The following is a 19,542-nucleotide window of genomic DNA, read 5'->3' on the forward strand; positions in this document are numbered from 1 at the left end:
TGTCTGTGCTGAGGTAACGGGCTTTCCGGAGAGATCCGGAGTGCCTAGGGGAGAGTAACGACCGTCGCGGCGAAGACGAGACCCGCCCCGAAGCCGATGATGAGCGCCGTGTCGCCGCTCTTCGCCTTCCCGGTCGCCAGGAGCCGCTCCATCGCGAGCGGAATCGAGGCGGCCGAGGTGTTGCCGGTGGTCTCCACGTCACGGGCGACCGTGACGTGCTCCGGCAGCTTGAGCGTCTTCACCATCGAGTCGATGATCCGCATGTTGGCCTGGTGCGGGATGAAGACGTCCAGGTCGTCCGCCGAGATGCCGGCGGCGTCCAGCGCCTGCTGGGCGACCTTCGCCATCTCGAAGACGGCCCAGCGGAACACCGCCTGGCCCTCCTGCGTGATGGCGGGGAACTTGACCTCGCCCTTGTCGTTGAGGGGAAGCTTCGAGACGTCGCCGAGCTGGAACTCGTTCCACGGCACGGTCTGCTTGATGGTCTCGGACTTGTCGCCCTCCGAACCCCACACCGTGGGGCCGATGTGCGGCTCGTCCGAGGGGCCGACGACCACGGCGCCGGCGCCGTCGCCGAACAGGAAGGCCGTCGCGCGGTCCTCCAGGTCCGTCAGGTCGCTCAGCCGCTCCACGCCGATCACGAGGACGTACTCCGCGGAGCCCTCGACGATCATGCCCTTGGCGAGCGTGAGGCCGTAGCCGAAGCCGGCGCAGCCGGCGGAGATGTCGAACGCGGCCGGCTTGCCGGAGCCGATCTTGTCGGCGATCTCGGTCGCCACCGCCGGGGTCTGCTTGAAGTGCGACACCGTGGAGACGACGACCGCGCCGATCTGCTCGGGGTCGATCCCGGCGTCGGCGATGGCCTTGCCCGCGGCCTCCACGGACATCGCCGTGACCGTCTCCTCGGGGGACGCCCAGTGACGGGTCGCGATGCCGGAACGCGAACGGATCCACTCGTCCGACGAGTCGATCTTCTCGAGGATCACCTCGTTGGGCACCACACGGGTCGGGCGGTAGCCGCCGACACCGAGGATGCGCGCGTACGGGGCACCCTTGCTGGGCTTGATCTTCGCCATGCTTGTCGACACTCCTTGTCAGGCCGAGGCCGTCTCCGCGACGAGCGTGCGGGCCGCGTCGAGGTCGTCCGGGGTCTTCAGGGCCACGGTGCGGACACCGGGCAGGGCGCGCTTGGCGATGCCGGTCAGGGTGCCGCCGGGGCACACCTCGATCAGGCCGGTCGCGCCGAGCTCCTGGAAGGTCTCCATGCACAGGTCCCAGCGGACCGGGTTGGCGACCTGGCCGACCAGCCGGGCGATGACGTCCGCGCCGCCGGTGACGACCTTGCCGTCCTTGTTGGAGACGTAGGCCGTGGTCGGGTCCGCCGGGGACAGACCCTGGGCGGCCTCCTCCAGCTTCGCCACGGCGGGCGCCATGTGGTGCGTGTGGAACGCGCCGGCGACCTTCAGCGGGACGACGCGGCGGACACCCTCGGGCTTGTCCTCGGCCAGGGCGGCCAGCTGCTCCAGGGTGCCGGCGGCCACGATCTGGCCGGCGCCGTTGACGTTCGCCGGGGTCAGGCCCAGCTTCTCCAGGTGCGGGACGGTCACCTCGGGGTCGCCGCCGAGCAGCGCCGACATGCCGGTCTCCGTGATCGCGGCGGCCTCGGCCATCGCCAGACCACGGGACCGCACGAGACGCAGCGCGGCGGTGTCGTCGAGGACGCCCGCGAACGCGGCGGCGGTGAACTCGCCGACGCTGTGACCCGCGACCGCGCCGGGAGCGAGGTCGAGGCCGTCGGCGAGGGCGGCGGCGGACAGCAGGCCCGCGGCCACGAGCAGCGGCTGGGCCACGGCCGTGTCACGGATCTCGTCCGCGTCAGCCTTCGTGCCGTAGTGGGCAAGGTCGAGCCCGATGGCGTCGGACCAGGCCGCGACGCGGTCGGCGGCACCGGGGATTTCGAGCCAGGGAGTCAGGAAGCCGGGCGTCTGAGCGCCTTGGCCGGGAGCGACGAGTACGAGCACCCTCACACTCTCTCTTGGGGACGGTCCTGGGCGCCCGTGGGGACAAGGACGAAGAACCGTCGGGGGAATTGTTGGTGTTCGACAAAAGTCTAGGACTGCGTATCCGCGTCGGCCAAGCGTCCGAGGATGAGCGCGATCCGCAGGGTGAAGGCCGACCGGACGTCGGAGGGTGACCATCCGGTGACGTCGGTCACACGTCGAAGCCGGTAGCGCACGGTGTTCGGGTGCACGAAGAGCATCCGGGCCGCGCCTTCCAGGCTGCTCGCCTGCTCCAGATAGACACTCAGTGTTTCGAGGAGCGCCGAGCCCGCTTCTTCCAGCGGTCTGTAGATCTCCTCCACCAACTGCTCGCGTGCCGAAGGGTCCGACGCGATCGCGCGCTCCGGCAGGAGATCGTCCGCGAGCACCGGGCGCGGGGCGTCCTGCCAGGCCGTACACGCCTTGAGGCCCGCCGCGGCGGCCTGCGCGGACCGGGTGGCCGCGAGCAGGTCGGGCACCACGGGCCCGGCGACGACGGGACCGGCCGCGTACGGCCCGATGAGGGCCTTGGCGACGGCCAGCGGGTTGTCGTTGCCGCCCGCGATCACCACGAGCCGGTCGCCGAGCACACCCGTGAGCACCTGGAGCTTGGCGTGCCGGGCGGCCCGCCGGATCGCCTCCACGGTCAGCTCGCTGTCGCCGTCGGGCGCGGTCCCGAGCACCACGCACACGTTCTCCGGCGAGTTCCAGCCGAGGGCGGCGGCGCGGGACACGGCCCCTTCGTCGGCCTCTCCCGAAAGGACCGCGTTGACGACGAGCGACTCGAGCCGCGCGTCCCAGGCGCCCCGGGCCTCCGCGGCCTGCGCGTACACCTGGGCGGTCGCGAAGGCGATCTCCCGCGCGTACACCAGCAGCGCCTCGCGCAGCACCGACTCGTCGCCGGGCGCGGCGACCTCCTCGATCGCCGACTCCATGACCTCGATCGTCGTACGGACCATCTCCACGGTCTGCCGCAGCGTGATGGCCCGGGTCAGCTCGCGCGGCGCGGTCCCGAAGACGTCGGTGGAGATCGCCTGAGGGGTCTCCGGGTGCCGGAACCACTCAGTGAACGCGGCGATGCCCGCCTGCGCGACCAGCCCGATCCACGACCGGTTCTCGGGCGGCATCGCCCGGTACCACGGCAGCGTCTCGTCCATACGGGCAATGGCGCTGGCGGCGAGCCGCCCGGAGGACTGCTCCAGGCGCTTCAGGGTCGCGGCATGCGGGTGAGCGGCGTTCACGGGTTCAGACACGGGGACAAGACTGCCTTATCGGGACGGCGACGTGCGGGGTCGGGGCGGTTTCACCGCCGTCGCGGCGGTGGCCGCGGCTACCGTGACCCCGTGATACGCATCCAGCGCGGCGGGGAGCGGTACCCCGGAGGCGACCCCGAGACCGGCATCGACACCCGGCACGCCTTCTCCTTCGGCCGCTTCTACGACCCCGACAACCTCCGCTTCGGCGCGCTGCTCGCCTGCAACGAGGAACGCCTGGCCCCCGGCTCCGGCTTCGACGAGCACCCCCACAGCCACACGGAGATCGTCACCTGGGTCGTCGAGGGCGAGCTGACCCACCGCGACTCGACGGGCCACGCGACGGTGGTCCGCCCCGGCGACCTCCAGCACCTGAGCGCGGCGGCCGGCGTCCGGCACGTCGAGCGGAACGACGGCCCCGACCCGCTGGTCTTCGTCCAGATGTGGCTGGCCCCGTCGCAGCCGGGCGGCGACCCGTCGTACGACGTGGTCCGCGGCATAGCCGACGCCACCCCGTACGCCCTCCCGGCAGCCGGCGCGATGCTCCACGTCCGCCGCCTGGAACTCGGCGAACGCGCGGCAATCCCGGACGCGGACCACGTCTACGTCCACGTGGCCCGCGGCACGGTCCGCCTGGCCGGCGAGGAACTGACGGCGGGCGACGCGGCCCGGGTGACGGGGGAGGAGGGGCTGGCGCTGCTGGCTACGGCGGACGCGGAGGTCCTGGTCTGGGAGATGCGGGCCGTCTAGCGGACACCGTCCACGAAGGCCTGCCACGCCGCGGCACCCCACCTCCGGCCTGCGGCGCGGCGTAGCGGCGCGGCGTCCGTTCCGCTGCGTCGACCGTGGCCGGCGCGTCGCAGACCGGTGGCGTGTATCGGACAAGCCACCGGCAGGGGGTGTTTCAGTAGCCCGTGCGGCCGTCGAGGAGCTCGCGGAGGATGTCCAGGTGGCCGTTGTGGCGGGCCGTTTCCTCGATGAGGTGGTGGAGGATCCAGCGGAGGTCCACTTCGAGGCCGTCGCGGATCGGGCGCTTGGCCTTCGTGTCCAGGTCGTGTTCCGACACCAGGTTGCGGAAGCGGGCGCTCTGTTCCTCGTACTCGGCGAGGAGTTGGGGCAGCGGGATGTCGACCGCCGTCCGCATCTCGGGGTCGGGGTCGTCGTCGGTCGCCTCGGCAAGCGGGCCTTCAAGTTCTCCGTCCAGGAACACCACGTCCAGCCACCAGTGTTCGACCCACCGCAGATGGCTGATCAGGCCGCACAGCGTCATCAGCGGCGAGTTCGGGAGGGGGGACTTGCGGGCGTCCTCCGGGGAGACGCCCTCGCACTTGGCGACCGCCGTGGCGCGGGCGTAGTCCAGGAAGGTGGTCAGCTGCGTGCGCTCGTCCCAGGCGGGAGGCGTGTCGGTTCGTTCGGTCGTCGTCATCGGCGGAAGTCTGCCGTCGGCCAGAGGCGGTGTCGAACGGTTAATGCGAGTCCAGGGTGGCGAGTTCGTCGTCGGAGAGGCGCAGCGCGCCGGCGGCGACGTTCTGGGCGAGGTGGTCGAGGTCGCCGGTGCCGGGGATGGCCAGGACGTGCGGGCCTCGGTGCAGCGTCCAGGCCAGCCGGATCTGGGCGGTGCTCACGCCACGGGCGCGGGCGACGGCCCGCACCGCGCCGCCGTCGTCGGCGGGCGCGCCGGCCGTGCGTCCCTCGCCGGCGATCGAGTAGAACGGCACGAACGCGATGCCCTGTTCCCCGCAGAGGCGCAGCAGTTCCTCCTGCTCGGGCGACGCGCCGATGCCGTACATGTTCTGGACGCAGACCACCGGGGCGATGGCCCGGGCCTCGGCGAGGTGGTGGGGGCGGATGTTGGACAGGCCCAGGTGGCGGATGAGTCCGGCATCGCGCAGTTCGGCGAGCGCGCCGAAGCGTTCGGCGACGGAGTCGGTGCCGACGACGCGCAGGTTCACCACGTCGAGGTGGTCGCGGCCGAGCTGGCGCAGGTTCTCCTCGACCTGGCCGCGCAGCTGCCCGGGAGTGGCATGCGGCAGCCAGTCGCCGGAGGGGTCGCGGCCCGGTCCGACCTTGGTGACGATGACGAGGTCGTCCGGGTAGGGCGCCAGGGCGTGGTTGATCAGCTCGTTGGCCGAGCGCGTCGGCGAGAAGTAGAAGGCGGCGGTGTCGATGTGGTTGACGCCGAGTCCGACCGCGCGGCGCAGCACCCTGACCGCCTGGTCGCGGTCGCGCGGGACCGCGCCGGGCACCAACGCCTCGCCGTGCTGCGTCAGGCGCATCGCGCCGAAACCGATCCGGTTGACCGTGCGGTCGCCGAGCTCCCAGGTGCCGGATGCCGCCGCGGTGATCGTCTGTGAGGTCATGGCGGGATGATCGGCGCCCGGTAGGCTGGCCTGCCACTGATTCATGCATGTCTGAATCCATCGGAGAGTGGTCGTCCTGGCAGAGCTGGCGTTCTCGGCGAGCGACCTCGCACAGGTACGGTTCGCCGTCTCCCCGATGTGGGAGGTCGCGCCCAGTTTCCGGCTGCTGACGTCCCGCGCCGGGCATCCGGTCCACCGGCCCTGGATCGACCAGGCACGGCCGCGTGTCGTGGCCGCCGGACTGGACAGGGGCTGGCTCGCCGAGCTGATCCCGCCCACCGGATACGTGCCCGACTTCCTCAACCCCGCCCCCGCCGGACCGGCCCCCGCGCCGGCGGCGGAGCTGCGGGCGATCCTGGCCTCGCCCGCCGACCGGGTACGCGCGGACCTCGATCACCTCGCCCGCCACCAGGGGCACCTCGGCCCACGGCTGCGGGCCTTGCACGCCGATCCGCGAGGTCGCCTGAGCAAGGTCGTCGAGGACATCGAGCGGTACTGGGAACTGGCCCTGGCCCCTTACTGGGGACGGGTCAGGGCCGTACTGGACGCCGACATCCATCACCGGGCCCGCACGGTCGCCGAGCACGGCGCGGGCCGGCTCTTCGACGACCTGCACGACTCGGTGAGCTGGCACGGCAGTGCGCTGCGGCTGGCCCGCCGGAAACGGAACATGCCGCGTGATTCCACCGGTGCGGGACTGCTCCTGATCCCTTCGGCGTTCACCGGGCCCGGCCTGCGGACCCGGGTACGACCGCCGGACCCGCCGCAGCTCGCCTACCCGGCACGGGGCACCGGCAGGCTGTGGGAGAAACGGCCGGTCGCCGGAGCCCGCGCCCTCACGCCCGTCCTCGGCCGCTCGCGCACCCTGCTGCTGACCGAGCTGGAGACCCCGGCCTCCACCACGGAACTGGCCCACCGCACCGGCCTGTCACCGGCAGGGGTGTCCCAGTACCTCACGGCCCTGCGGGACGCGGGGCTGGTCAGCGCCCACCGCGCCGGCCGCTCCGTGCTCTACGCCCGCACCGCCGCCGCCGAGACCCTCCTGGAGGCCGCCTCCGCCTGAGGCCGGGAAGCTTTGGGGGCCGGAAGCCCAGAGGCACGGCAGCCCCTGAGGCCCCGCCAGCCCCTGAGGCTCCGGCAGCCCTGAGGCCCCGGAAGCCCACCCCCGTAGGGCTTCCGGGGCCGGTCGTGACGTCGGCGCGTCAGCGCAGCGCGCTCTTCGCCTGCCACGCCTGCCACGACACGTTCCACGCCCCGTAGCCGTTGCCCTCCGCCACCGTGCCCTTCGTGTCCTCGCCCTTAATCTCGAAGGGGTCGCCGGGGCGGACCAGGTCGTAGAAGGACGCGGCCTGTTCGGTGCTCATGCCGATGCAGCCGGAGCTCTTGTTCGCGCGGCCGAACCAGGCGGCGTTCCACGGAGCCGCGTGGGCGTACATGCCCGACCACGTCAGGCGCATCGAGTAGTCGACCATCTTGTCGTAGGCGTCGCCGAGGCCGACCGTCTCCGAGTTCATGTTGATCGTGCCCTCCTTCGCCATGAGCACGGCCGTGCCCCGCCAGGAGCGCTTGTCGCCGCCGGGCGTGCCGCCGGAGACCGGGATGGTGCGGACGGTGCGGCCGTCGCGCTGGACGGTGAGCTTCTTGGCGTCCAGGTCGACCTTGATCACCTGCGCCTGGTCGGAGACGGTGAAGCCGGTGCGGTAGTCGCGGACGAACCAGCCGCCGCTGCCGCCCGAGTCGGTGCCGTCGAGGGTCGCCTCCAGGGTCACCTTGGTGCCCGGCTTCCAGTACTCCTTGGGCCGCCAGTCCACCCGGTCCTTGCCGGAATAGTCCGTCAGCCAGCCCCACGAGCCCTCGGTGGAGTTGGAGGTCGTGACCTTCAACTGGCGCTCCACGTCCGCCTTGTTCTTCACCGGGCGGTCGAACACGATCGACAGCGGCTGCGCGATGCCCACCGTGGTGTTCTTGCCGGGCGCCAGCGTCAGCTTGTTGACCGTGTCCGCCTCCGGGATCGCGTGCGTCGACCGCGACGTCGTCTCCTTGCCGCCGGCGCTGCGCGCGGTCACCTCGACCGTGTACGAGGTGCCCGGCGCCGCCTTGCGGTCCGAGGTCCACGAGCCCCCGCCGGCAGCGGTACGGCCCGCGAGCTCGCCGCCGTCCCCGTCGACCACCTTCACCCGGGCGAGGGTGCCGCCGCTCGCCGTCACGGTCATGGGCCGGCCTGCCTCCGGAGGGGCCACGGTCACCTTCGCCGGGGTGTCCGGCGAGGCGGCGGCCGCCGGTGGCCTGGCGTCGTCCGCCGTCGCCGCCGAACAGGCGGTCAGCGACACCGCCGTGAGAACGAGCAGGGATATGCGTATACGTGTCCGCAGCACGGGACAGACCTCCGCGGGAGGAGCGGGAAAGGGTGGGATGAACCGGACTGTAGGCCGCCCCGCGCCGCTCGCGCCCCGCCCCCGCGCCATGTGACGGCGGCTGCAGAGAAACGGTCATCGTCCGGTCACATTCCTCGCGCGGACCGGTCAATACCGGCTGTGAGCCTGCTGTGCGCCCCACCACCGAACGGGGCGGAACAAGGAGGCTCCCCGTTGTGTCAGCGCTGCTCGTGACGCCCGCGTCCACACCGGCTCCCGCTCGCGCGCTGCGGCTCGGACCGGTCACACCCGAGGCGTACCGCGCCTTCCTCGCGACCCGCTCCACCGGCCCGGACGGGCCCAGCTTCCTCCAGCTGCCCGCCTGGGCGCAGGTCAAGGACGGCTGGACGCACCAACTCCTCGGCTGGGGACCCGAGTCGGGCCAGCTCACCGGCGTCGGCCTGGTCCTGCTCCGCGCCTTCCCCGGCACCCGCAAGTACTTCGCCTACCTGCCCGAAGGTCCCGTCGCCGACTGGGCCGACCCCGACGTCGACGGCTGGCTCGACCCGCTCCTGAAGCACCTGCGGGCCTCCGGCGTCTTCGCCGTACGCATCGGGCCGGGGCCCGCGTACCGCCGCTGGAGCGCCGCCACCCTCAAGGCGCACACCGGACCCGGGCGGCGCCTCGGCGACGTCCTCGCCAGCGAGGTCGACCCGCTGGGCTCCGCCGTCGCCGAACGGCTGCGCGCCCGCGGCTGGCGCAAGTGCGGCGGCGACTCCGAGGACGGCGCCGACGCCCAGCCCCGGCACGTCTACCAGGTGCCGCTCACCGGCCGCACCCCCGACGACCTGTGGAACGGGCTCAACCAGGAGTGGCGGCGCAACGTCCGCAAGGCCCGCAAGAGCGGCGTCGAGGTGGTCGTCGGCTCGGCCGCCGACCTGCCCGAGTTCCACCGGCTGCTGCGGATCACCGAGGAACGCGACGGCTTCCGGCTCGGCCGCTCCCTCGCGTACTACGAGCGCCAGTACGCCGTCCTCAACGCCGAGCAGCCCGGACGCATGAAGCTGTACCTCGCCCGGCACGAGGGCGAGGTCCTCGCCGCCCACACCATGGTCACCGTCGGCCGGCGGGTCTGGTACCAGACCGGCGCCTCCGCCGACCACCGCCGCGAGGTCCGCCCGTCCAACGCCCTGCAGTGGCGCATGATGCTCGACGCCCACGCCGTCGGAGCCGACGTCTACGACCTGCGCGGGGTACCCTCCACCCTCGACCCGGACGACCGCGCCCACGGGCTGCTGCGCTGGAAGCTCGGCACCGGCGGACAGGTCGTCGAGACCCTGGGGGAGTGGGAGATTCCGTTGCCCGGCACGACCAACCACACGCTGTACCGCGCCTTCCAGGCGTACCTGGCCCGCCGATGACGGCGAGCACCACCGCAACGCCCACCGCAACGCCCGCCGGGGAGCCGGCCGGGGCCAAGGCCGCGCCCTCCGTGGCCCGCAGCGGCGCCCTCATGGCGGCCGGCTCGCTGGTCTCCCGCGCCACCGGCTTCGTCCGGTCCGCGGTCGTCGCCGCCGCCATCGGCACCGGCTTCGTCGCCGACGGGTACGCCGTCGGCAACTCGGTGCCGACCATCGTCTACATGCTGCTGCTCGGCGGCGCCCTCAACGCCGTCTTCGTGCCCGAACTGGTCAAGGCGGCCAAGGAGCACGAGGACGGCGGCGTCGCCTACACCGACCGGCTGCTCACCGTCTGCGTGCTCGCCCTCACCGTCCTGACCGCCGTCGCCGTCCTCGTGGCGCCCGCGATCGTCGACGGCTACACCGACTACACCGGCGCGCAGCGCGACATGACGATCGCCTTCGCCCGCTCCTGCCTGCCGCAGATCTTCTTCCTGGGCCTCTTCACCCTCCTCGGGCAGGTGCTCAACGCGCGCGGCCGGTTCGGCGCGATGATGTGGACGCCCGTCCTCAACAACCTCGTCGTCATCGGCGTCTTCGCGCTCTTCCTCGCCGTGTCCGACGGCGGCGACCTGACCCCCGGCGAGACCGCGCTCCTCGGCTGGGGCACCACCGCGGGCATCGCGCTCCAGGCCCTGGCGCTCCTGCCCTCGCTGCGGGCGGCCCGCTTCCGCTGGCGGCCCCGGTTCGACTGGCGCGGCAGCGGGCTCGCCGCGCCGCTGCGCGCGGCCGGCTGGCTCGTGCTCCTCGTCCTCACCAACCAGGCCGCGTACTGGGTGACGACCAAGGTCGCCACGGCGGCCGGACAGCGCGCCGAGGGCGCCGGGCTCAGCGCGTACAACAACGCCTATCTGCTGTGGGCCGTCCCGCACGGCATCGTCACCGTCGCCCTCGTCACCGCCCTCATGCCGCGGATGAGCGGCGCGGCGGCGGACGGCGACCTCGCCGGCGTGCGCCGCGACGTCGCCTACGCGCAGCGCACCACCGCGGCCGCCGTCGTCCCCGCCGCCTGCGCCCTGTTCGCGCTCGCCGTCCCGCTGATGGCCACGGTCTTCCAGTACGGGCGGACCGACGCGGGCGCGGTCCGCTCGATGGCCTGGATCCTCATGGCCCTCGCGCCCGGCCTGATCGCGCTCTCCGGGCAGTACGTGTGCACCCGCGCCTTCTACGCGATGCGGGACACCCGCACCCCGTTCCTGCTCAACCTGGTCATCGCCGGGCTCAACGCGCTGCTCGCGGTCTGCTCCTCCGCCTTCCTGCCCGCGCGCTGGGCCGTCGCGGGCATGGCGGCCGGCTACTCGCTCGCGCTGTGGGCGGGCTGGGGCCTGACGGCGTACGTCCTCAGCCGCCGCCTCAGGAACGCGGCTGCCGAGCCCGCGGGTGCGGGGGCGGCGGGTCCGGGGGCGGTGGCTGCCGAGCCCACGGGTGCGGGGGCCGGTGCCGCGCTCCTGCGGCTGCTCGCCGCGGCGGTGCCCGCCGCCGGGCTCGGCCTGCTGACGGCCGACCTGAGCGCCCCGGCGGGCCCGGTGGCGGCCGGCCTGGCCGGCGCCCTCGTGATCGTCGCCGTGTTCGCCCTGCTCGCCCGGCCGCTGCGGCTCGACGAAGTGCGCTCGCTGATCGGGAACGTCACCGGCCGCGCCCGCCGTCTCGTACGACGGGGCTGACGCCGCCCTCCCTCCGACCAGCCCCTGCCGGGCCCCCTCCCCGGCGGGGCACCGCTCCGACCTTGGGATACTCCACAGATGCCACGCGTGCTGCTGATCGAAGACGATCCCTCCGTCCGCGAAGGCGTCGAGCTCGGGCTCCGGCGCCGCGGGCACGAGGTGCGGACCGCCGCGACCGGCGAGGCGGGACTCGCCGCGCTCCGCGAGTTCCGGCCCGATCTGCTGCTGCTCGACCTGATGCTGCCGGGCATGAACGGCGTCCAGGTGTGCCGGCTGGTCCGGGAGAGCAGCCAGCTGCCGATCATCATGCTCACCGCCCGCGGCGACGACTTCGACGTGGTCGTCGGCCTGGAGGCCGGCGCCGACGACTACATCGTCAAGCCCGCCCGCACCGAGGTCATCGAGGCCCGCATCCGCGCGGTGCTGCGCCGGATCGAGGAGCCCGGCGGCGGGCGGCCCGCCGTGGAGTTCCACGGCGAGCTGGCCGTCGACCGGGCCGGCCTCACCGTCGCCAAGAACGGCGAACGGGTCGCCCTCGCCCCCTCCGAGCTGAAGCTGCTGCTGCACCTGACCTCCGCGCCCGAACAGGTCTTCAGCCGCCAGCAGCTCCTCGAACACGTCTGGGAGCACAGCTTCCACGGCGACGCCCGGCTCGTCGACGCCTGCGTACGGCGGCTCCGCAACAAGATCGAGGACACCCCCGGCGAGCCCCGCTACATCCAGACCCTGCGCGGCTTCGGCTACCGCTTCGGCCCGCTCCAGTGAAGGCCCACGTGCCCGGCGACGCCGAACGGCCGCCGAGAAGACGCCGGCCGCGCCCCTTCGGGCTGCGCACCCGGCTGGTCCTCGCCTTCCTCCTGGTCGCCGCCGTCGGCTGCGGCACCACCGCCGCCCTCACCTACCGCGCCGCCCGCAACGCGATCCTGGAGCAGACCCAGGACACCGCCGTCACCGCCTTCCGGCAGCAGGTCGAGACCCTGAACACCGGACTGCCGATCGACCCCGAGGGCCTGCGCGGCGAGCTCCAGCGCATCGCCCGGCAGGGCAAGCCACGGCCCTGGCGGGTGTACGCGGAGTACGGCGACCTGCGGGTGTCGTCCACCGACCGGCCGGAGTCGAGCGTCCTCACGCCCGAACTGCGCCGCCGCGCCACGGCGGCCGGCGCCACCCACGGCAGCTTCCAGCGGGTCGTCAGGAACGGCACCCCGTACCTCACCGTCGCCGTCCCCGCCGTCTTCAGCGGCCGCGGCGGCTATCCCGCGAGCCGCCCCACCGGTCTCGTCGTGTACGCGGTCATGGACCTCGGAGAGGAGGAGGCGAACATCGAGGCGATGGTCCTCGCCGCCCGCGACGGCGCGCTGCCCGCGCTCCTCGTCGCCCTGGTCCCGGCGCTCCTCGCGGCCCGGGGCGTGCTGCGCCCGGTGCGGGAGCTGCGGCGCGCCGCGCACAGCATGGGCCGGGGCCGCCTGGACACCCGTATCCACGCCAAGGGCAGCGACGAACTCGCCGACCTCGCCCGGACCTTCAACGAGTCGGCAGCCGAGCTGGAACGTTCCGTCGCCGAGCTGCGGCGGGCCGAGGCACGCGCCCGGCGCTTCGCCTCCGACGTCTCGCACGAACTGCGCACCCCGCTCGCGGGCATGCTCGCGGTCACCGAGGTCCTGGACGAGGACGCCGGCGCACTCGACTCGGACACCGCCCGGGCGGTCCGCCTGATCAGCGCGGAGACCGGCAAACTGGCCGTCCTGGTCGAGGACCTCATGGAGATCTCGCGCTTCGACGCGCGCGCCGCCGAGCTGCACACCGACGAGGTGGACGCGGCCGAGGCCGTCCGCAAGACGCTGATCAACCGCCACTGGACCGACCCGGAGCAGATCGTGGCCACCCTCACCGAGGGCATCCGGGTCCGGCTCGACCCGCGCCGGTTCGACGTGGTCGTCGCGAACCTCGTCGGCAACGCGCTGCGGCACGGCCGCCCGCCGGTGACGGTCCGGGTCCACGTCGAGGAGGGGGCCGGGAACACGCTCGTCACGGAGGTGGCCGACCGGGGGCCGGGCATCCCGGACCACGTGCTGCCCCACGTCTTCGACCGCTTCTACAAGGCCGACGCGGCGCGGGCGCGATCGGCCGGAAGCGGTCTCGGCCTGGCCATCACCCAGGAGAACGTGCGGCTGCACGGCGGAACCGTCGTCGCCGCCAACCGCCCCGACGGCGGCGCCGTCTTCACCGTCAGGATCCCGCTGTGAGAACCCGATGGACCGCCGCCGCCGTCGCCGCCGCGCTGTGCCTGCCGGCGCTCGCCGCGTGCGGCATACAGGGAAGCGACGTCGTGGAGGCCGGGGGCGCGGCCACGGTCGCCGTACAGCCGACCAGTGGGACCAAGCTGCTGCTGTACTTCGTCGGCGCCGACGGGCGGCTCATGCCGGTCTCCCGCAACATCGGCCTGTCCGTCGGGCCCGAGGGGGAGACCAGCCTCGTCGACGAACACGGCCGCGTCATCCAGCCCACCCACCCGGTGGACGGCGGATACCGGATCGCGACCGACAAGGTGCTCGCCACGCTGCTGGAGGGCCCGGACGAGCGGGAACGCGCCGCCGGGCTCACCACCCGGCTCAGCCTGCACGGCGCGGGCCGGCCGCACGCGGAGCTCCAGAGGGCCTCCGACGGGCGCCCGGTGCTGACCCTCCGTCTCGGGACCCGCGTGCAGGACCTCGACGCGGTCGCCCACCAGCAGCTCGTCTGCACGACGGCCTACGCCGAGGGCCTCGGCGGCGCGATCACGGTCCTGGTCACCGGCACGGACGGCCCGCTGCCGGCCACGCGCTGCGAGCCGCAGTAGGGCCTCGGGCCCGTCCGGCGGAACAGGGCCGGCCAGGCCCTACCGCGCCCGCAGCTCCGCCAGGACCGCGTCCGTGAACGGCGGCCACGCCTCGATCGCCCACGGCCCGAACGGCCGGTCCGTCAGCGCCACGCACGCCGCGCCCGTGCCGCTCCCGCCCGCCCACCCGGCCTCGGGATCGATCCACAGGAAGGTGCCGGCCTGACCGAAGTGCCCGAAGGTGCGCGGCGAGGACGTGGCGCCGGTCCAGTGGGGCGACTTGCCGTCGCGGATCTCGAAGCCGAGACCCCAGTCGTTCGGCCGCTGGTGCCCGTAACCCGGCAGGATCCCGGTGAGCCCGGGGTACGTGACGGTCATCGCGTCCAGGACCGTGCGCGGGTCGAGCAGCCGCGGCGCCTGCACCTCGGCGGCGAAGCGCACCAGGTCGTCGACGGTCGACACGCCGTCCTTGGCGGGCGAGCCCTCCAGGGTCGTGGAGGTCATGCCGAGCGGCTCCAGGACGGCCTGGTGCAAATACTCGGCGAAGGGGATGTCCGTGGCCTTCGCGACGTGGTCGCCGAGCACCTCGAAGCCGGTGTTCGAGTAGATCCGGCGGGTGCCGGGCGCGGACATCACCCGGTTCTCGTCGAAGGCGAGACCCGAGGTGTGGGCGAGCAGGTGCCGTACGGTCGCGCCCTCGGGCCCGGCGGGCTCGTCGAGGTCGACCGCGCCCTCCTCGTACGCGACGAGGACCGCGTACGCCGCGAGCGGCTTGGTGACGGAGGCGAGCGCGAAGCGGCGCCCGGTGGGGCCGTGGGACCCCGCCAGGGTGCCGTCCGCGCGGACGACGGCCGCCGCCGCGGTGGGGACGGGCCAGTTCTCGATCGACGCCAGGGACACCAGGCCGGGCACACTGCTCTGCTGCATGCTGCCGAGCCTACTTGCTTCGAGTGCACTCCAACCTTTTAGCGTGGTGGTCATGAGCGTGATCGAGAGCACGAGCACGAGCACGGCGGCGGCCACGACCACGGTGGCTCCCGTTTCCCAGGAGCGGTTCACCATCAGCGAGGTCGCGGCCCTGACCGGCCTGTCGGCACACACCCTGCGCTGGTACGAGCGGATCGGCCTGATGCCGCACGTCGACCGGACCCACACCGGCCAGCGCCGGTTCACCCGGCGCGACCTGGACTGGCTCGCCTTCGTCGGCAAGCTGCGGCTCACCGGCATGGCGGTCGCCGACATGGTGCGGTACGCGGAGCTGGTACGGGAGGGCTCCCACACCCACGACCAGCGGCGCGCGATCCTCGAAGGCACCCGCGACGACGTCGTCGCCCGCATCGCCGAACTCCAGGACGCCCTCGCCGTGCTCGACCGCAAGATCGATCACTACGGAACCATCTGCGGAGGCACCCCTTCATGACCGCGTTCACGACCCCGCTGACCGGCCGGATCGACACCGTGCGCCTCGGCGGCCCGGACGGGCCCGAGACCGGTGTCCAGGGCTTCGGCGCGATGGGCATCAGCGAGTTCTACGGCGGCACGGACGAGGCCGCCGCCCGCGACACCCTCGACGCGGCCCTGGAGGCCGGCGTCACCCTCATCGACACCGCCGACGTCTACGGGCAGGGCGCCAACGAGGAGTTCCTGGCCCCGTTCGTCGCCGCGCACCGCGACGAGATCGTCCTCGCCACCAAGTTCGGCATCGAGCGGCGCGCCGACGACCCCCACTACCGCGGCGTCAACAACTCGCCCGCGTACATCCGGCGTTCGGTCGAGGTCAGCCTGCGCCGGCTCGGCGTCGAGACGATCGACCTCTACTACATGCACCGCGCCGACCCGGACGTGCCGTTCGCCGAGTCCGTCGGCACCATGGCCGAGCTGGTGAAGGAGGGCAAGATCCGGCAGATCGGGCTGAGCGAGGTCACCGGGGCCGAGCTGCGCGAGGCGCACGCCGTCCACCCGATCGCCGCACTCCAGTCGGAGTGGTCGCTGTTCTCCCGGGACGTGGAGCGCACCGCGGTCCCCGCCGCGGCCGAGCTCGGCGTGACCTTCGTGCCGTACTCGCCGCTGGGCCGCGGCTTCCTCACCGGCGCGTTCGCCGACGCGTCGAAGGAGCTCGCGGACGACGACTTCCGCCGCCACCAGCCGCGCTTCAACGGCGAGAACGCCGAGCGGAACGCGGCCCTGCTCCAGCCGGTCCGCGCGATCGCGCAGGCCCACGGGGCGACGCCCGCGCAGATCGCGCTGGCCTGGGTCCAGCAGCGCGCGGCCGTGCACGGCCTGACGGTCGTCCCCATCCCCGGCACCCGCAAGCGCGCCCGCCTGCTGGAGAACGCGGCCGCCACCCGGATCACCCTGAGCGAGGCGGAGCTCGCCCTCCTGGAACCGATCGCCTCGCAGGTCACCGGCGACCGCTACCCCGACATGCGCTTCACGTCGGCGGCTCGGGAGGGCTAGGGGGCGTCTCTCCCGGATCGTGGCCGGGTCCGAAAGGGACGGGCCCAGGCCGACTCTCCCGGGTCGTGGCCGGGGCCGTCTCATGCCAGGCCCAGGGCGAACACCGCGAAGCCCGCCGCGAGGACGCCCGCCAGCGCGCGGCGGGCAGTGCCCGTCCGCGTCCACGGCGACTCGAAGCCGCGTGCGTAGCGCCCGATGAGGACGAGCAGGGCGGCGAACACCGGCATCCAGGCCAGGCGGGCCAGGATCCAGCCGACGGAGTCGGGCGACCCGACGAGGCCGGCGAGCTCACCCGCGTACGAGGCGGGGATCGCGGCGGCCAGCATGGCGGTCTGGTGCCAGCACAGGATCGTCATCGCGGACAGGTTGACCACCACGACCGGCGCCCACAGCGCGGGCCGGCGCAGCAGCCGGCCGAGCCGGTTCCGCAGCAGGATCGCGGCGCCGCTCTGCGCGGCGGCGAGGGCCAGGACCAGCAGGGACGGCGGGTGCGAGTTGGTGCGGGCCTCGCCGGGGACGCCGACCATCGACGCCGGGTAGCCGAAGTGGAGGAGCAGCGCGGCGAACAGGGCGGCGCCGCCGAGCAGCAGGCCCCACGCGTGGCGGCGGGTGACCCGGCCCTCGCCCCAGGAGACGCCCAGCTGATAGGCGAAGAGCCAGCCCGGCAGGATGTTGAGGACGCTCAGCCAGGACGGCATCGCCTCGGCGTACGGCCCGTAGCGCAGGAAGTCGACCACGGCGACCGAGCCGAGCAGCGGGGCCGCGGCCCACGCGCCGAGCCGGCGCGCGGCCCGCACGCAGTACGGCGTCAGCGCGGTGACGACCGTGTACACGCCGACGAACCACAGCGGCTGGACGACGAGCGTCGACGCCGTCCGCAGCGTGTCGGCCGGCACGCCGAGGCCGTAATGGAGGAGGGGCAGCAGCGCCGCCCACACGGCCGTGACGCCCAGCACCGGTCGCCCGAGCCGGGCCAGGCGGCCCTTCAGCCACTCGGCGGTGGAGTCCTGGTGGCGGCGGAAGGACAGGACGGAGGCGTAGCCGCCGACCAGGAAGAAGATGCCCAGCATCTGGAGGATCCAGCTGACCGGCGCGAGCCCGCCGAACGCGGACAGCGGGCTCGCGTTGTGGATCGCGCCGTCGGCGGAGAGCGTGAACCCGCCGAGCAGCCAGTGCCCGGTGGGCACGGCGAGCAGCGCGAGGGCCCGCAGTCCGTCGATCGCGCGGTCGCGGTGGGCCGGGGTGCGCTTCTCGATCTTCTCGACCGTGGCGAGCAGCTGCTTCATCGGAGTTCCCCCTCCGCGATCGCGGCGAACGTACGGAGTGACTCGGTGCCGGGCGCGAAGTAGCCGTCGTGGCCCTGGGCGTCGGCGGCCGGCACGGCACGGGCGCCGAACTCGGGGCTGGTGGGGTCGGTGCCGTGGCCGAGCCCGGCGAACTCGACGTTCGGCACCCGGTCGATCCAGTCCGTGGGGTCCTTCGCCGCCCACACCCGCGCCGAGGTGCCGAGCGCCGCCACGTCGTCGGCGCGCATCCCCGGGGACGCGACGGCGACCAGGTCCCTGGCCTTGAGCTCGTGCGCGGCGAGCCCGCACACCACCGAGCCGTAGCTGTGGCAGAACAGGGCGGGCTCGGCGGCGCCGACGGCCCGCAGGCCGTCGGTGAAGCGGACGAGCCGCCGGGCGCCGGCCTCCGCGAGGTCACCGGACGCGGCGTCGAGACCGACGCCGACGGGCGTGGTGTAGCCGGCCCAGGCGACGACGGCGGTCCGCCCGCCGGTGGCCTCGCGCAGGGCGGTGGCCTTGCGGGTGAGCGGCGCGAGGTTCCCGGCGTCGACGTCCGAGCCGGGCACGATCACGGCGACGTGCTCGGCCTTCACCAGGTCGCCGTACACCAGCACGGCCTGCCCGCGGCCCCGCGGGTCGTACGCGAGCACCTGCTGCCCGGCGAACCGGCCGCCGGACGCCCGGGAGTTGGCGGCGTAACGGAGGGCGGGCGGGACGCCGTCGAGGTTGCCGACCACCCCTGGGTGCTCACGCAGCAGCCGTTGCTGCTCCGCCCTGGGCAACTTGCCGAAGAACGCGGCCGTCTGAGCGGGCGTCATCCGCTCCGGATCGGGCAGACCCTCGGCCCGCCAGGCCGCCGTACCGGCCGGTGCCCCGGTCACGGCCTGCTGGGTGGTCCCGGACGCCCAGCCCGCGGTGCCCGCCATCACGGTGGCGGTGAGTGCGGTGGCGAGCAGGGTCCTCGTGAACCGGCGCATCGGCCACTTCCCTTCCGTTCCTGTTCCTGTCGTCGTGAGCGAGAGGAAGGTAGGAAGCGGACGGGTGACGGCACGTCACACCGGGGCGCCAACCGTGAAGTGATACCGGGGTAGGGGGCGGACGAGCGGCCTGCCCCAGGACGGGGGTGGGGTTTTCCCCCGCCTCGCCGGCTACTGGCCGCCCGGCGTGACCAGACCCGACTCGTACGCGAAGATCACCGCCTGCGCCCGGTCGCGCAGGTCCAGCTTGGCGAGCACCCGCCCGATGTGGGTCTTCACGGTCTGCTCGGCGAGCACCAGGTGGTCGGCGATCTCCTGGTTCGACAGGCCCCGGGCGATCAGTTCCAGGACCTCCGTCTCGCGCGGGGTGAGCCCGTTGAGACGCAGGGCGGCCCGGTCGCCGCGCGGCGCGGGCCGGGTCGCGGCGAAGTCGGCGATCAGCCGCTTCGTGACCGAGGGCGCGAGCAGCGCCTCGCCCGCCGCGACCACCCGGACCGCGGCGATCAGGTCGGCCGGCGGCGCGTCCTTCAGGAGGAAGCCGGAGGCGCCGGCGCGCAGCGCCTCGTACACGTAGTCGTCCACGTCGAAGGTGGTGAGCATGAGGACCTTCGGCCGGTGCACGACGCCCGGCGGAGGGTCGAGGATCTCCCGGGCCGCCGCGAGTCCGTCCATCTCGGGCATCCGCACGTCCATCAGGACCACGTCCGGGTGGGTCGTACGGGCCACCTCCACGCCCTGCCGGCCGTCGGGCGCCTCGCCCACCACGTCGATGTCGGTCTGCGCCGAGAGCAGGGCGGCGAAGCCCGCCCGCACCATGGCCTGGTCGTCGACGATGATCACGCGGATGGTCACGGGGCGCCCTTCGGGGTCGTCA

The 19,542-nt window shown here is 73.5% G+C and carries 19 protein-coding genes; 9 read left to right on the forward strand and 10 right to left on the reverse strand.

Translation table 11 applies throughout. The annotated features are described in order from the left end of the window. Nucleotides 1–44: 44 nt before the first annotated feature. The 3 genes from ACFWJO_RS15625 to fasR all read right to left on the reverse strand — a co-directional run bounded on the left by ACFWJO_RS15625 (nucleotide 45) and on the right by fasR (nucleotide 3,292). Nucleotides 45–1,076, reverse strand: coding sequence for a ketoacyl-ACP synthase III (locus tag ACFWJO_RS15625; RefSeq protein ID WP_384417393.1), 1,032 nt, complete (start codon nucleotides 1,074–1,076; stop codon nucleotides 45–47). Between the two features lie 18 nt (nucleotides 1,077–1,094). Then, nucleotides 1,095–2,021, reverse strand: a complete 927-nt coding sequence (locus tag ACFWJO_RS15630) for an ACP S-malonyltransferase (RefSeq protein ID WP_385692247.1) — start codon at nucleotides 2,019–2,021, stop codon at nucleotides 1,095–1,097. Between the two features lie 89 nt (nucleotides 2,022–2,110). Then, nucleotides 2,111–3,292 (reverse strand): fatty acid biosynthesis transcriptional regulator FasR, encoded by a 1,182-nt coding sequence (gene fasR, locus ACFWJO_RS15635; RefSeq protein ID WP_386865315.1) that lies wholly within the window; start codon nucleotides 3,290–3,292, stop codon nucleotides 2,111–2,113. 90 nt (nucleotides 3,293–3,382) lie between these two features. On the opposite strand from fasR, the gene ACFWJO_RS15640 reads away from it, so the two are divergent. Further along, complete coding sequence (locus ACFWJO_RS15640; RefSeq protein ID WP_386865317.1) at nucleotides 3,383–4,042, forward strand: pirin family protein; 660 nt, start codon at nucleotides 3,383–3,385, stop codon at nucleotides 4,040–4,042. A 154-nt stretch (nucleotides 4,043–4,196) separates the two neighbouring features. On the opposite strand, the gene ACFWJO_RS15645 is transcribed toward ACFWJO_RS15640, so the two are convergent. Beyond that, nucleotides 4,197–4,718: a DinB family protein gene (locus ACFWJO_RS15645; RefSeq protein ID WP_386865319.1), complete on the reverse strand. Its 522-nt coding sequence runs from the start codon at nucleotides 4,716–4,718 to the stop codon at nucleotides 4,197–4,199. A 40-nt stretch (nucleotides 4,719–4,758) separates the two neighbouring features. Beyond that, nucleotides 4,759–5,652, reverse strand: coding sequence for an oxidoreductase (locus ACFWJO_RS15650; protein WP_386865321.1), 894 nt, complete (start codon nucleotides 5,650–5,652; stop codon nucleotides 4,759–4,761). A 67-nt stretch (nucleotides 5,653–5,719) separates the two neighbouring features. Here ACFWJO_RS15650 and ACFWJO_RS15655 point away from each other — a divergent pair, with 67 nt between their 5' ends. Beyond that, the gene (locus tag ACFWJO_RS15655) at nucleotides 5,720–6,715 is read left to right on the forward strand and encodes an ArsR/SmtB family transcription factor (protein WP_386865323.1); all 996 of its coding nucleotides are present in this window, start codon (nucleotides 5,720–5,722) and stop codon (nucleotides 6,713–6,715) included. Between the two features lie 139 nt (nucleotides 6,716–6,854). Here ACFWJO_RS15655 and ACFWJO_RS15660 read toward each other — a convergent pair whose 3' ends face one another. Continuing rightward, nucleotides 6,855–8,027 (reverse strand): Ig-like domain-containing protein, encoded by a 1,173-nt coding sequence (locus ACFWJO_RS15660; protein ID WP_386865325.1) that lies wholly within the window; start codon nucleotides 8,025–8,027, stop codon nucleotides 6,855–6,857. A gap of 215 nt (nucleotides 8,028–8,242) precedes the next feature. Between ACFWJO_RS15660 and ACFWJO_RS15665 the strand changes: the two genes are divergently transcribed. From ACFWJO_RS15665 to ACFWJO_RS15685, 5 genes are all read left to right on the forward strand, one after another. Next, on the forward strand, nucleotides 8,243–9,427 hold the full coding sequence (locus ACFWJO_RS15665; RefSeq protein WP_386865327.1) for a lipid II:glycine glycyltransferase FemX: 1,185 nt from the start codon (nucleotides 8,243–8,245) through the stop codon (nucleotides 9,425–9,427). Next, nucleotides 9,424–11,130, forward strand: a complete 1,707-nt coding sequence (gene murJ / locus ACFWJO_RS15670) for a murein biosynthesis integral membrane protein MurJ (protein WP_386865329.1) — start codon at nucleotides 9,424–9,426, stop codon at nucleotides 11,128–11,130. Before ACFWJO_RS15665 ends, murJ begins: the two co-directional genes overlap by 4 nt. A gap of 78 nt (nucleotides 11,131–11,208) precedes the next feature. Continuing rightward, nucleotides 11,209–11,895, forward strand: coding sequence for a response regulator (locus tag ACFWJO_RS15675; RefSeq protein ID WP_386865331.1), 687 nt, complete (start codon nucleotides 11,209–11,211; stop codon nucleotides 11,893–11,895). A gap of 8 nt (nucleotides 11,896–11,903) precedes the next feature. After that, nucleotides 11,904–13,376 (forward strand): ATP-binding protein, encoded by a 1,473-nt coding sequence (locus ACFWJO_RS15680; RefSeq protein WP_386865333.1) that lies wholly within the window; start codon nucleotides 11,904–11,906, stop codon nucleotides 13,374–13,376. Continuing rightward, on the forward strand, nucleotides 13,373–13,969 hold the full coding sequence (locus tag ACFWJO_RS15685) for a hypothetical protein (RefSeq protein ID WP_386865334.1): 597 nt from the start codon (nucleotides 13,373–13,375) through the stop codon (nucleotides 13,967–13,969). Before ACFWJO_RS15680 ends, ACFWJO_RS15685 begins: the two co-directional genes overlap by 4 nt. 39 nt (nucleotides 13,970–14,008) lie before the next feature. Here ACFWJO_RS15685 and ACFWJO_RS15690 read toward each other — a convergent pair whose 3' ends face one another. Next, the gene (locus ACFWJO_RS15690) at nucleotides 14,009–14,875 is read right to left on the reverse strand and encodes a serine hydrolase domain-containing protein (protein ID WP_386865336.1); all 867 of its coding nucleotides are present in this window, start codon (nucleotides 14,873–14,875) and stop codon (nucleotides 14,009–14,011) included. Nucleotides 14,876–14,927: 52 nt separating this feature from the next. On the opposite strand from ACFWJO_RS15690, the gene ACFWJO_RS15695 reads away from it, so the two are divergent. Next, entirely contained in the window at nucleotides 14,928–15,368 is a 441-nt protein-coding gene (locus ACFWJO_RS15695) for a MerR family transcriptional regulator (protein WP_386865338.1), read from the forward strand. Next, entirely contained in the window at nucleotides 15,365–16,405 is a 1,041-nt protein-coding gene (locus ACFWJO_RS15700) for an aldo/keto reductase (protein ID WP_386865340.1), read from the forward strand. The genes ACFWJO_RS15695 and ACFWJO_RS15700 overlap by 4 nt, the downstream gene beginning before the upstream one ends. A gap of 80 nt (nucleotides 16,406–16,485) precedes the next feature. Here the strand turns inward: ACFWJO_RS15700 and ACFWJO_RS15705 are convergent, their stop codons facing one another. From ACFWJO_RS15705 to ACFWJO_RS15715, 3 genes are all read right to left on the reverse strand, one after another. Continuing rightward, a complete protein-coding gene (locus tag ACFWJO_RS15705; RefSeq protein ID WP_386865342.1) occupies nucleotides 16,486–17,691 on the reverse strand; it encodes an acyltransferase in 1,206 nt (401 codons plus the stop codon). Continuing rightward, the gene (locus ACFWJO_RS15710; protein ID WP_386865344.1) at nucleotides 17,688–18,668 is read right to left on the reverse strand and encodes an alpha/beta hydrolase; all 981 of its coding nucleotides are present in this window, start codon (nucleotides 18,666–18,668) and stop codon (nucleotides 17,688–17,690) included. Before ACFWJO_RS15710 ends, ACFWJO_RS15705 begins: the two co-directional genes overlap by 4 nt. 171 nt (nucleotides 18,669–18,839) lie before the next feature. After that, on the reverse strand, nucleotides 18,840–19,520 hold the full coding sequence (locus ACFWJO_RS15715) for a response regulator (RefSeq protein WP_386865346.1): 681 nt from the start codon (nucleotides 19,518–19,520) through the stop codon (nucleotides 18,840–18,842). Between the last annotated feature and the right edge of the window lie 22 nt (nucleotides 19,521–19,542).

Source organism: Streptomyces sp. NPDC127092 (assembly GCF_042722475.1).
Classification (GTDB): Bacteria; Actinomycetota; Actinomycetes; order Streptomycetales; family Streptomycetaceae; genus Streptomyces.